We start from the raw sequence: 12186 nt of genomic DNA on the forward strand, positions 1-12186 counted from the left end.
GTCCAGATGGGCATAAAGAGAGAGCCGCGCTGCCAACATGCAGCGCGGCTCTCTCACTGTCCGCCGGCGGTCTTATACGGTGTGAACAGCTGGCAAAATGCCGGCTTTTGGGTGGTAAAAGAGCGGCCCCGCAGGTAGTCCAGTGGCCCGCCCTCCGCCGGCCAGTCAAACTGTACCCGGTACGAGCACAGTGCCTGGCTCTTCATGCGGTAGCGGCGGTTGACGCTGTTTTCACCGTATTTGCTGTCGCCCAACAGCGGGTGCCCGCTGGCGGCAAACTGGGCCCGTATCTGGTGGGTGCGCCCGGTCAGCAGCTGGGCTTCGACCAAGCTCAGCTGGGGCGTTTTTTGCAGTACCTGCCAATGGGTAATGGCCCGTTTGGCGCCGGGCTGCGGGTTTTGGCGCACATATACCCGGCTCTGGCGGGCGTCTTTAAACAGGTAGTTGTCAAATTTGCCGCGCGCTGCCGGCATGTGCCCCACTACTGCACACAGGTAGCTCTTGTGGATCTGCCGCTGACGAATGCGCAGCAGCAGCTCCTGTTCGGCGGCGGCCGTTTTGGCCGCCAGCACGATGCCGCTGGTGCCGCGGTCGATGCGGTTGCACACCGCCGGGGCAAAGTCCTGCCCCGGCCGGTATCCGCCCTGCTCTTGCAGGTAGTGGCGCAGCTGATTTTGCAGGTTGTTCTGCTCGCCGTTTTGGCCCGGTAAAACCAGCAGCCCGGCCGGCTTGTCGGCCAGCAGTACATGGTCGTCCTCGTACACCACGGCAAAGGTGGGCCCGGCCGGTACGGGGGCGGGAACGCCGCCGCTCTCGGCCGCCCCCGGCAGGTACTGGGGCTCCAGGTACAGCCGCAGCGTATCGCCGGCCTGCACCCGGTACGAGATCTCGCGGCGGCGGCCATTTATCTTGATGTTGCCCCGCTTGAGCGCCCGGTAAAAGGCACTGCCGGGCAGATCGGGGCAGATAGAAAATACCAGTTTATCCAGTCGCTGACCGGCCTGTTTGGCCCCTATCTGACAGATGTACATCGCTACTCCTCCCGGGTGCCGCGGGCCGAATAATGGCCCACCGCTATTTTGCCCCCGTATTGTAACACGATTTGGCAAAAAGGTAAATTACTGCCGGTCAAAAGGTGCATACTGTCTAAAACTGTGCTATACTAATACCGGTAAGCAAACGGTAAAAAACGGGGCTGTATAGCGGTCGATAGCGCCTGTGCCGGCGGGCTTTGGGCCCTGCCGTCAGCGGGTCGGCCGCCGCCCTGAAAATATAGTCAGAGGAGCGTTTACTTTGGAGATTTTAGAGCCAGCGCGCTACGGCGAGTACGAGGAATTCGTGCTGCACCACCAAAATGGCACCTTTACCCAGTCCACCCACTGGCCCCAGGTCAAAGAGGGGTGGGGCCACGGGGTCATCGTCTCCCGCGGGGCCGACGGCACCATCCGCGGCGGCATGGTGGTGCTCACCAAAAAGGTGCCCGGCCTCAACCGCAACTTTCTGTACGCCCCCCGCGGCCCCATCTGCGACTACCGCGACGAGGAGACCTTTGTCGATCTGGTCGAGGGTGCCAAGGCTTTTGCCAAAAAGGTGCGCGGCTTCACCTTTAAGATGGACCCCATGGTAGGGGCCGACGACCGCACCTTTATCGAGATGGCCAAAAAGTACGGCTTTACCTATAAAGAGGACCAGACCGACGACGACACCATCCAGCGGCGCAACAACTACATGCTCGACCTCACCGGAAAGACCGCCGACGAGCTGCTGGCCAGCTTTCACCAGAAGTGGCGCTACAACATCCGCCTGGCCGCCCGCAAAGGGGTCGAGGTGCGGGTGTGCGGCAAGGAGTCGCTGCCCGATTTCATGAAGATCTATCAGGTCACCGGGGCCCGCGACGGCTTCAACACCCGCCCCCAGGCGTATTTCGAGCGCATGCTCGACGCCTTTGGCGAGCACATCCGGCTGTATATCTGCTACTACCAGGGTCAGCCGGTCTCGGGGGCCATCACCACCAACTTTGCCGGCAAGACCTGCTATGTGTACGGCGCATCCGACAACAACTTCCGCAATGTAATGCCCAACCACGCCATGCAGTGGGCCATGATCCAGTGGGCGATCGAGACCGGCTGTACCACCTACGACTTTCAGGGCATCCCGCTCGATCTCTCGGGCGAGGATCACATGCACGGGGTATACCTGTTTAAAAAGGGCTTTAACGGCCAGGTGGTCACCTTTACCGGCGAGTACGATATGGTTTTTGCCCCCTGGGTGCAAAAGTTCGTAGATACCTCAGAAAAGGTGCTGCTCAAGCTGCGCCGAACAGGGAAGAAATAGCCGCTTTGGCAGTGGGTGCCCCGGCGCGGCAGCCGGTGCAGGACGCTGCCCTGCCGTCTGGCGGCATGCCGGGCGCATCGTGTGAGGAGGATGAGATTTATGTTGGCACTGTATATCCTATTGGCGCTTTTGTTGTTGCTGGTGCTCGTTTTGGTGGTCAATACGCTGCGCTGCGGCACCAAGACCGGGGGCGGCCAGCCCGGTGCGCTGCCGCCGCGCGAGAAGGTCGATCACTACGCCGACACGCTGTCGCAGATGATCGCCTGCAATACCGTCACGGTGCAGCCCGGCGGCGATATGTCGCCCATCTACGCCATGCACCAAAAGCTGGAGGAACTCTTCCCCCTCATCCACCAAAAGTTAGAAAAGCACGATATAGACGGGGCGCTGCTCTTTAAGTGGGCCGGCAAAGACCCATCCCGCCCGCCCATCCTGCTCATGTCCCACATGGATGTAGTGCCGGCCACCGGCGACTGGAAGTACCCGCCTTTTGCCGGCACCATCGCCGAGGGCAAGATCTGGGGCCGCGGTGCGGTAGACACCAAGGGTTCGCTGTGCGGCATCTTAAACGCGGTGGAGGAGCTGTTGGGCGAGGATTTTGCCCCCGCCGGCGACGTGTACATAGCTTCCTCCTGCAACGAGGAGATCAGCGGCTATGGCGCCCCCAAAACAGTGGCCTACCTCAAAGAACAGGGAGTGCATCTGGGCCTGGTGATGGATGAGGGGGGCGCGGTGGTCGATCCGCCGCTGCCGGGCATACAGAACAAGTTCTGTATGCTGGGGCTGATGGAAAAAGGTATGGCCAACCTGCGCTTTACTGCCCGTTCCCACGGCGGCCACGCCAGCACTCCGCCCAAAAACACCCCCCTGGCCCGGCTGGCGGCCATGGTGGACTACGTCGAGAAAAAAGAGCCTTTTACCAAGAGGTTCACCCCACCGGTCGAGGGGATGTTCCGCGAGATGGCCCCCTATATGCCGTTTGGCTACAAGCTGATCTTTGCAAACCTCTGGCTGTTTCGGCCGCTGTTGCTCAAAATATTGCCCAGAGCCAGCGCCCAGGCCGGGGCCATGCTACAGACCACCTGCGCCTTTACCATGGCCAGTGGCTCCGATGCGCCCAACGTCATCCCCGAAACGGCCGGCATAACCGCCAATTTGCGCTACATGTCCCACGAGCCAGAGGCGCTGGCCATCAAAAAGGCACGGGACTTTGCCGCCAAGTTCGACTGTGAGGCCGAGGTGCTCACCTCCAGCGACTGCTCCGGCACCGCCGATATAAACAGCCCCTATTACGCCCATGTGTGCGACACGCTGCACACCGTGTTTCCCGAGGCGGGGGGGGCCCCCTACGTGATGCTGCAGGGCAGCGACAGCCGCCATTACGAGGCGATCTGCGACTGTGTGCTGCGCTTTGCCCCGCTGGATATCTCCAAACAGCAGTTGGGTAGCATCCACGGGCTGGATGAAAACCTGGATGTAGAGGCGCTGGCCCGGGCGGTGGCGTTTTATCGCACCCTGATCGAGACCTGCCGCTAAGACCCGGCGCGCTGTGCACTGGATGCGCCGCAGCGGTACCGGGGCCCACTGCCGGGCCTTCAAAAAAACGAAGAGCCCCTCACTTTATCTCACCGGGCAGTACCTGCCGCAAGAGGGGGGCCAAAGACCACACGGCAGCATGTTTGCAGCACGTTTAAAGGAAATACAGGTATATGAAAAAGCTCTTAAAATTTTTGCTCAGCCGGGTGGTGATCGTGGGCCTGCTGATCTTGTTGCAGGCGGTATTTTTCGTGGTGGCGCTGTGGATGCTCAACGAGAAATTTGCCTACCTGTACCCGTTCATGCTGGCGCTGAGCATCATCTGCGTCATCTGGATCGTAGGCAAGCAGTCAAACCCCGCCTACAAGATCCCCTGGATCATCATTATTTTGGCGCTGCCGATCTTCGGCGGTCTGTTTTACGTGTTTTTCGGCAACAACAAAGTCCCCAAGGCACTGCGGGGCCAAGTCGAGGTGATCTACGAAAAGACCGGCGACTTTCTGGTGTCCAACCAGGCAGTCACCCGCGAGATACAGGCCCAGAGCAAGCACACCGCCAAGCAGTCGCGCTATATCAGCACCCACTCCTACTACCCGGTATATAAAAACACCCAGACTACCTACCTCTCGCCGGGGGAAGAGCTCTTTGCCGCACTGGTGGAGGAGCTCAAAAAAGCCGAACACTTTATTTTTATGGAGTACTTCATCATCGAAGAAGGCGTGATGTTCGACACGGTGATGGATATCCTGGAGGAGAAGGCCCGTGCCGGGGTAGACGTGCGGATGATCTACGACGATGTGGGCTCGCTGATGACGGTGCCCAGCGGCTACTACAAAAAGATCCGCAGCCGCGGTATCAAGTGCTATGTGTTCAACGAGTTCAGGCCCCGGCTGCAGATGCAGCTAAACAACCGCGACCACCGCAAGATCACCGTGATCGACGGCCATGTGGGCTTTACCGGCGGCATTAACCTGGCCGATGAGTACATCAACGAAAAAGAGCGTTTTGGCCACTGGAAAGACGCCTCTATCATGCTAAAAGGCGATGCAGTGTGGAACCTGTCGGTGATGTTTTTACAGTTCTGGCAGTACTGCTCCAAACAGACCGAAGACTTCGAGAAGTTTCGCCCCGACTACTATCAGCACCGCGACTACGGCTTTGACGGCTACGTGCAGCCCTACGCCGACAGCCCGCTGGACGCCGAGATCGTGGGCGAGAACGTGTACCTCAACATCATCTCCAACGCCACCGAATACGTGTATATCAACACCCCCTACCTGATCGTAGACAACGAGACGCTGCAGGCGCTGAGCCTGGCGGCCAAGAGCGGTATCGACGTGCGCATCGTCACCCCGCACATCCCCGACAAGTGGTACGTGCACATGGTCACCCGCTCCTACTACCGCACGCTCATCGAGGCGGGGGTCAAGATCTACGAGTACACGCCGGGCTTTATTCACTCCAAAACCTTTGTGGCCGACGACGCGGTGGCGGTGGTGGGCACCACCAACCTCGACTTCCGCAGCCTGTACCTGCACTTTGAGTGCGGGGTGTGGATGTACAAGTCGCGGGCGGTGAGCCAGCTCAAGGCGGACTATCTGGCCACCCTCAAAAAGTGCGAGCAGATGACCTTGCAAAAGTGCGACAGCGAGCCACTGCCCAAACGCATGCTCACCAGCGTGCTCAAGGTGTTTTCACCGCTGATGTAGCCCGTTTACACCTATATCTCAGCACAAGAAAAAGAGCCGGCGCAGCCCTGGGAACAGATCATCTGTTCCCGGCTGCGCCGGCTCTTTTAAGTGTACCATGCAGTGCCCGGCTGTTGGCTGACGAGGGTAGAGCCCGCCTTTTGCCGGTCCTGGGTGCCAGATGAACAGACTGCCCCAACAGTCCCGATAGCCGCCCATTTGGGTGGGGCTTTTAAACAGGCCCGGCCCCGCTGTCGCAGGCGCTCATCAGCGCTTGGGATCGGCTGTACTGGAATGTAAAGATCAGGATTGGCCTGTGCCAGACGACTCTCTGCCACAGACGTTGGCGAACACCGAATTCGAAAACTCAGTAAGACCGGCACGAGTCAGAGCAGGGAGAACGGGGACACGCGGCAGGCGCTGGGGTGCGTTTTTTTGTGGTTCTGGATACACGCTGCCGCGTGCTTTTTCGCTCTGGCAATGGCCGCGATGCCGGCGGCGTCCATGTCTGTCAGCGGCAGGGCAACATGTACAGCACAACACGCTGTCCTGCGTTGTGCCCAGGGAACTGAGCACCTGGGGCGGCGGTTTTCTACCATGGCCGCAAAATACGCGTGGCTCGCTCTCCCGTCGTCATCGGTGCCCAGGGCCCCGGGGGCAGACAGCTGCCCGAGACCGGTCGTCACTTCTGCTTTTTGACGTCCTCCCACACCGCCTGCAGGTGGCTGTCAGACTGGCTGGCGAGCTCTTGCGGGGTGATCTTGACCGCGATATCAGGGGTCAGCGCCGCCGCGTCCGAGTCGGCAAAGCGGGTGATCTTCTGGTGCGAGATACGGTAGCAGATGCCCGAATTTTTGAGTTGCCCGCTCACCGGTGCGCCGTAGCCGGTAGAGGCGGCGGCCGTATCGCTGCCCACCAGCTTGGCCGCGCCGCTGTCGTGCAGGGCGATGGCCAGATCATTGGCCGTACCGTATACCCCTTCATCGATCAGGCAGTATACTTGGCCGGTAAACAACAGATCGCTCTGCCGCTCATTTTTTTGCAGCCCGATATCGGTGAGCGCACTGCCGGTGGTAAGACGGTACCCCAACTGGGCGGCGGCCAGATTGCTGTAACGGGTGACGGTGTTTGAAAATTGTTTGACGTTGTCCACATCGATGTAGGGCATCAGCAGAGCAGTCATGTCGCTGCCGCTGCCGCCGTTTTGCCGCAGGTCTACCACCAGCGTGTGTACCTTTTGCTGTTTGATGGCGCCAAAGGCCTCTTTTAAAAAGCTTGCCGCCTCTTTGCCGCTGTCGCAATAGGGCAGCACCAGCTGGCACACCCCGCTCTCGATGGTGTAAGAAAAACTCGCCGCCGCCGGGTCGGCCAGCGGGGCGGTGCAGGTCACCTGCTGTCCGCCGCGCTGTACTGCCACCGCCACCGTGCCGCTCGAGGTGTCTACCCCGGCGGCGTACAGGGTGCTCTCGCGCAGCAGGTCGTTTTCACAGGCCCGGTAGAACAGGCCGCTGTTTTTCACGGTGCCGCTGTCACTGCGGCCGGTCTCGGTGGGGGTAATGACTTTGAGCCGGCCGGTTATGCGGCTTATCGGCACACCGCCGATCGACACCAGCTCATCTCCCGGCTGCAGCTGACCGCCGTCGGCAGCGGCACTTTCGCCGCCGTCCTCTTCGTCTGTGGCGGGCTCGGCCTCCTCCTCATTTTCAGATCCCTCGCCGTTTTCGGCGGGCTGGGCCGGCTGTGGTGGGCTGTAGCTCTTTACATACAGCTTGTCCTCGATATAGCGCAGCTGGGCGGGTATCTGCCGGTCAGACAGGCGAACCGCGGCGGTGTGCCCGTCCTGCAAAGTGGCGGCCACCTGGTTTAAGATGGTGGTGAACTCCGATACCTTTTTGGGCGACTTTACCGACTTTTTGGCCTGCTCCAGCGCCGCCTTGGTCTCGTCGCTAAAACCGCCGGCAGTGGCCGGGTGTACCTGGGCCAGCTGTTTTTCAAAAGTGGCCAGGTCCTCTTTCATCTGGGCGGGGGTCAGCTGGGTCGCCAGCGGCAGCTCCTCCTTGGGGACAAAGGGCTTGCCCACCCGCAGGTCGCGGTGCTGGTAACTGCTGTAGATAAAAATACCTGTCGCCAGCCCAACGAGCACCAGCGATGCCAACAGCTGCCGTCCGGCGTGATTTTTGCGTTTTGGCTTTTTCATAGCTTCTCGTGCTCCATATCGTAAAAATAGGTGGTGCCGCCGGTACCCGAGCACCGCCGACATATACTGACAATATACCACAAAACCTATGTGCTGGTAAACTGCCGGCCCGGCGGGAGATTTGCGGGTAGCATTTTTGCCCTGTTTCTATTATAATCAAAGCAGGTATAAAATGTGGTTCGGCGGGCCCTGCGGCGCCGCCGACCTTTGCGCTAGCAGACAGGGGGCAACACAATGCAACAGACCACCATCATCGGTATCGCCGGCGGCACCGGTTCGGGTAAGACCACGCTGGCCAAAAAGTTAAAGACCGCCTTCAGCGACGAGGACGTCATCATTCTCTGCCACGACTACTACTACCACGCCCACGACGAGCTGAGCTACGAGGAGCGCACCCGCCTGGACTACGATCACCCCGATGCCTTCGAGACCACTCTGCTCATCGACCACCTGAAAAAGTTGCGGCAGGGTAAGACCATCTACCGCCCGGTGTACTCGTTTTCCGACTACAACCGCACCGGCGACGTAGTGGAGGTGAAGCCGGCGCGGGTCATCATCCTCGAGGGCATCATGATCTTCGAGGATCGGGCGCTGCGCGAGCTGATGGATATGAAAGTATTTGTAGACACCGACGCCGACGTGCGCATCCTGCGCCGGCTGGTGCGCGATGTAAAAGAGCGCGGCCGCAGTCTCGACTCGGTGGTGCGCCAGTACCTCGAGACGGTAAAACCCATGCACGAGCAGTTCGTAGAGCCCAGCAAAAAGCACGCCGATATTATCATTCCCCGGGGCGGTCACAATCAGGTGGCGCTGAATATGCTCATCAATCGGGTGCGCAGCCTGCTGGACGAGTAGCCCCGCGCATTAAAAAAAGGAGAGATCATTTTGAATACACTGCTACAGGAAGCAAAAGAACTAGAACAGCAGCTCATCGCCGACCGGCGCTATCTGCACCAAAACCCCGAGCTGGGTTTTGAGCTGCCCATCACCACCGCCTATGTAAAAAAACGCCTGGGCGAGATGGGCTACCAGATAAAAGATATCTGCCCCTGCGGCTTTACCGCCACCATCGGCGACCCCGCCGGCAAAACCATTCTGCTGCGGGCCGACATGGACGCGCTGCCGGTAAAAGAGGAGACCGACGAGCCCTTTAAAAGCGAAAACGGCAACATGCACGCCTGCGGCCACGACACCCACACCGCCATGCAGCTGGGCGCGGCGCAGCTCTTAAAAGATCATGAAAAAGAGCTTAAGGGTCAGGTAGTGCTGTGTTTTCAGCCGGCTGAGGAGCCCATAAAAGGCGCCATCGCCATGATTGAAAACGGGGTGCTCGAGGGGGTGGACGCGGTGTTCGGCCTGCACACCTCCATCCCCCTGAAGGCCGGCAGTGTGCGGCTGCTGGCCGGGCCTATGCTGGCCTCCAGCGATATCTTTAAAATAGATATCCAGGGCAAAGGCGCCCACGGGGCGCTGCCCGAGACCGGTATCGACCCGGTGAACGTGGCCTCCCACATCAATATCGCCCTGCAGACTATCCTCACCCGCGAGGTATCGGCGCTGCAGCCGGTGGTGCTCACCTTCGGCTCTATCTGCGCCGGCGAGGCGGCCAACGTCATCCCCGAGAGCTGCCAGATGCAGGGCACTCTGCGCTGCTTTGACCCCGAGACCCGCCAGTTTGCCAAACAGCGCATGGAGGAGATCATCCATTCCACCGCCGCCACCTTCCGCGCCACCGCCACCGTCTCCTACCTGGCCGAGACGCCCCCCACCTATAACGACCCCACCTTTGCCCGGGAAATGCAGGGCTACATCCGCCAGACTATCGGCGAGGAAGATACCATCACCGAGGGGCCGCGCATCATGGGCAGCGACGACTTCTCGTATTACTCTGACCTGCGCACCGGGGCGATGTTCCACATCGGCATGGGCAGCCGCGAAGAGGGCTATACCTACGGTCTGCACAACCCCAAAGCAGTGTTTTCTGAAAAGTCGCTGGCAGTGGGAGCGGCGGTATTTGCCGCCTGCAGCATAGAGTGGCTGCGGGCCCACCGCGATGACTGAGGGCCGCGAGATGGACTATAAAGAGGAATTTATCCGCATCTTTAAAGAGCAGGTGACCCGCCCGGGGGCCGACCGGCTGCTCAGCTGGTTGGAAAAAACCGACTTTTTCACCGCCCCGGCCTCGACGCGCTTTCACTGTGCCTGCCAGCAGGGGCTGGTGCGCCACAGTTTGAGCGTATACCAGGTGCTGATGGAAAAGCACTTTGTCGAGGGGGAGGACAACCCCGAGAGCTTTGCCATCTGCGGCCTGCTGCACGACCTGTGTAAGGCCCAATTTTACAAGGTGAGCACCCGCAACGTGAAAAACGAACAGACCGGCCAGTGGGAGAAGGTGCCTTTTTACCAAGTGGAGGACGTGTTCCCCTACGGCCACGGCGAAAAGTCGGTGTTTCTTATCGAGCGCTTTATGCGGCTCAAAACAGCCGAAGCTATGGCTATTCGCTGGCATATGGGCGGTTTCGACGAGAGCGTAAAGGGCGGCAGTTTTGCCATGTCGGGCGCCTTTCGGGCATATCCGCTGGCAGTAAAGATGCACCTGGCCGACTTAGAGAGCACTTACATCCGCGAGCGCGACACCTCTGATGTGCCCAACGAGCACCGATGAGCAGACTGTTAGGAGAGAGCATTTGAAAGCGATATTTGATATGGATGGAACTCTGACCTGTTCCACCTCTATCTGGGACGGGGTCAGCGAGGCGTATGTCCGCTCGCTGGGCTACGAGGTGCCCAGTGACTACCAGCAGCGCATCCGCGGCAAGAGCTTTAGCGGCGCGATGGAGTATATAATCGAACGCGATGGTATCACCGGTATCACCGCCGACGAGATGATCGCCGCTCAGTTCGAGATCGTGCGCCAAAAGTACCGCGCGGTGCCGCTGAAACCGTCGGTACAGGCATATCTCGAATACTTGCAGCAGCAGGGGATCGAGATGGCGGTGGCCACCCAGTCGCACGACTATATGGCCGCTGAGATCCTGCGCAGCCACGGTATCGACCGCTATTTTTCACACATCGTCAGCGCCGAGGCCATGGGCACCCACAAGTCGAGCCCCGACGTGTATCTCGAGACAGCCCGCCGCCTGGGGGCCGCTCCGGGGGAATGTGTGGTGTTCGAGGACATGCTTTTTGCCCTCACTACCGCCCATAGTGCCGGTTTTCGCACCGTGGGGGTGGCCGACGAGAAATCACTCGGTGACCGCGCAGCCATCTGCCGCATTACCGAGCGCTACATCACCGATTTTGCCCAACTTATCGCCGAGCCGCTGCCCCGGTAAACATTTTGCTTGCAATGCGGCTTTAGCAGGGCCTTACTAGGGAGGAAAAAACGACATGGCCAGAGCAGATGACCGCTTCGTTCGGGTGTATAAGCAGGGGACGATGACGATAACCGAGATATGGGTGGACCGGTATACCGGCGTCAACTACCTCTACCACGAGGATGGGTACTCTGGCGGGCTCACCCCGCTCTTAGACCGCGACGGCAAGCCGGTGGTTTCGCCGGTAAGCGGCAACTTGTAGCCGCCCGCCGCCGGCAGGATACTATTTTGACAGGAGGTCCCCTATGCCCAAGATCTTTTTGAGCGACAGCAATATTTTTTATAAAGACTGCCACCAGCGGGTGGAGCGGGCGGCAGCGCTGTGCGCCCAGTACGGGTTCGACTGCTTTCACCCCCTGCGCTCCAACTTCCACGCACAGGCTGGTATGGCTCCGCCCCAGATGGCGGCTGCGATTTGCCAGAACAACTTAAAAGAGCTCGACGCCTGCGATATTCTGTTGGCCCAGTTAGACCCTTTTCGCGGCCACGAACCCGACAGCGGTGCCGTGTTTGAATGCGGGTATATGTTCGCCAAGGGAAAGCCGGTATACGGCTATGTCGCCGACGCCCAAAAGAGCTATTGCCAGCGCTACCCGGTCAAGACTTTCGACCGGGAAGACGGGGTGTACCGCGACGAGCAGGGGAGGCGCATCGAGGAATTCTCGCTGCCGGTGAACCTGATGCTGGGGGTGCCGGTGCATATCGTCACCGGCGGTATCGAGGATGCCCTGCGGCAGATCGCCGCCGATTGGAAAGCACAAGGTATTGATGGCGATGCGGGATGTGTAAAGTGAAATAACATTACACTGTAAAAGCCGCTGGCCTGTGCAGGGCAGCGGCTTTTTGTGCGATCATGACGCATCTGCAAAGATCTGCACGAGTACTGTAAAGTCTAATCACATTACAGCAAAAATGCGACAAAAGACAGGACCTGTAGAGAAGTTTTTAACGCACTGCGTATCGAGCTGCTGCACAGCTGTCAGGTAGCGACAAAAGCCGTCTCATTTTGTGGCATATACCTTTACGAAAGATAAAAAAGGTGTATAATGCAGGT

Annotated in this window: 11 protein-coding genes; 9 read left to right on the top strand and 2 right to left on the bottom strand. The window is 59.5% G+C overall.

Annotation, left to right across the window (positions count from 1 at the left end; genetic code table 11):
* Positions 1–53: 53 nt before the first annotated feature.
* Positions 54–1031: an RluA family pseudouridine synthase gene (locus C6Y32_RS05735; protein ID WP_105204379.1), complete on the bottom strand. Its 978-nt coding sequence runs from the start codon at positions 1029–1031 to the stop codon at positions 54–56.
* Between the two features lie 262 nt (positions 1032–1293).
* On the opposite strand from C6Y32_RS05735, the gene C6Y32_RS05740 reads away from it, so the two are divergent.
* The 3 genes from C6Y32_RS05740 to cls all read left to right on the top strand — a co-directional run bounded on the left by C6Y32_RS05740 (position 1294) and on the right by cls (position 5579).
* Entirely contained in the window at positions 1294–2334 is a 1041-nt protein-coding gene (locus tag C6Y32_RS05740; protein WP_164998150.1) for a lipid II:glycine glycyltransferase FemX, read from the top strand.
* A gap of 99 nt (positions 2335–2433) precedes the next feature.
* Positions 2434–3870 carry a M20/M25/M40 family metallo-hydrolase gene (locus C6Y32_RS05745; protein WP_164998151.1) on the top strand — a complete coding sequence of 479 codons (1437 nt, stop codon included), beginning with the start codon at positions 2434–2436 and terminating at the stop codon, positions 3868–3870.
* Between the two features lie 173 nt (positions 3871–4043).
* On the top strand, positions 4044–5579 hold the full coding sequence (gene cls / locus C6Y32_RS05750; protein ID WP_105204382.1) for a cardiolipin synthase: 1536 nt from the start codon (positions 4044–4046) through the stop codon (positions 5577–5579).
* Between the two features lie 661 nt (positions 5580–6240).
* On the opposite strand, the gene C6Y32_RS05760 is transcribed toward cls, so the two are convergent.
* Entirely contained in the window at positions 6241–7755 is a 1515-nt protein-coding gene (locus C6Y32_RS05760; RefSeq protein ID WP_164998152.1) for a S41 family peptidase, read from the bottom strand.
* Between the two features lie 234 nt (positions 7756–7989).
* Here C6Y32_RS05760 and udk point away from each other — a divergent pair, with 234 nt between their 5' ends.
* Genes udk through C6Y32_RS05790 form a run of 6 tightly spaced genes read left to right on the top strand, consistent with a single transcriptional unit; the run spans position 7990 to position 11926 of the window.
* On the top strand, positions 7990–8610 hold the full coding sequence (gene udk / locus C6Y32_RS05765) for a uridine kinase (RefSeq protein WP_105204385.1): 621 nt from the start codon (positions 7990–7992) through the stop codon (positions 8608–8610).
* Between the two features lie 30 nt (positions 8611–8640).
* Positions 8641–9816, top strand: a complete 1176-nt coding sequence (locus C6Y32_RS05770; RefSeq protein ID WP_164998153.1) for a M20 metallopeptidase family protein — start codon at positions 8641–8643, stop codon at positions 9814–9816.
* 10 nt (positions 9817–9826) lie between these two features.
* Positions 9827–10420 carry an HD domain-containing protein gene (locus C6Y32_RS05775; protein ID WP_105204442.1) on the top strand — a complete coding sequence of 198 codons (594 nt, stop codon included), beginning with the start codon at positions 9827–9829 and terminating at the stop codon, positions 10418–10420.
* A gap of 22 nt (positions 10421–10442) precedes the next feature.
* Positions 10443–11090: an HAD family hydrolase gene (locus C6Y32_RS05780; protein WP_164998154.1), complete on the top strand. Its 648-nt coding sequence runs from the start codon at positions 10443–10445 to the stop codon at positions 11088–11090.
* 55 nt (positions 11091–11145) lie between these two features.
* Positions 11146–11334 (top strand): DUF6440 family protein, encoded by a 189-nt coding sequence (locus C6Y32_RS05785; RefSeq protein ID WP_105204388.1) that lies wholly within the window; start codon positions 11146–11148, stop codon positions 11332–11334.
* Positions 11335–11377: 43 nt separating this feature from the next.
* Positions 11378–11926 carry a nucleoside 2-deoxyribosyltransferase gene (locus tag C6Y32_RS05790; protein ID WP_105204389.1) on the top strand — a complete coding sequence of 183 codons (549 nt, stop codon included), beginning with the start codon at positions 11378–11380 and terminating at the stop codon, positions 11924–11926.
* Positions 11927–12186: the final 260 nt, after the last annotated feature.

The sequence above is a fragment of the Neobittarella massiliensis (ex Bilen et al. 2018) genome (assembly GCF_900289145.1).
In the GTDB taxonomy this organism is placed as follows: Bacteria; Bacillota; Clostridia; order Oscillospirales; family Ruminococcaceae; genus Neobittarella; species Neobittarella massiliensis.

What these genes read in the sequence shown, in the direction of transcription:
- C6Y32_RS05735 (WP_105204379.1), bottom strand. Translation starts at nt 1,031, where the DNA reads ATGTACATCTGTCAGATAGGGGCCAAACAGGCCGGTCAGCGACTGGAT.
- C6Y32_RS05745 (WP_164998151.1), top strand. Translation starts at nt 2,434, where the DNA reads ATGTTGGCACTGTATATCCTATTGGCGCTTTTGTTGTTGCTGGTGCTC.
- cls (WP_105204382.1), top strand. Translation starts at nt 4,044, where the DNA reads ATGAAAAAGCTCTTAAAATTTTTGCTCAGCCGGGTGGTGATCGTGGGC.
- C6Y32_RS05760 (WP_164998152.1), bottom strand. Translation starts at nt 7,755, where the DNA reads ATGAAAAAGCCAAAACGCAAAAATCACGCCGGACGGCAGCTGTTGGCA.
- udk (WP_105204385.1), top strand. Translation starts at nt 7,990, where the DNA reads ATGCAACAGACCACCATCATCGGTATCGCCGGCGGCACCGGTTCGGGT.
- C6Y32_RS05775 (WP_105204442.1), top strand. Translation starts at nt 9,827, where the DNA reads ATGGACTATAAAGAGGAATTTATCCGCATCTTTAAAGAGCAGGTGACC.
- C6Y32_RS05785 (WP_105204388.1), top strand. Translation starts at nt 11,146, where the DNA reads ATGGCCAGAGCAGATGACCGCTTCGTTCGGGTGTATAAGCAGGGGACG.
- C6Y32_RS05790 (WP_105204389.1), top strand. Translation starts at nt 11,378, where the DNA reads ATGCCCAAGATCTTTTTGAGCGACAGCAATATTTTTTATAAAGACTGC.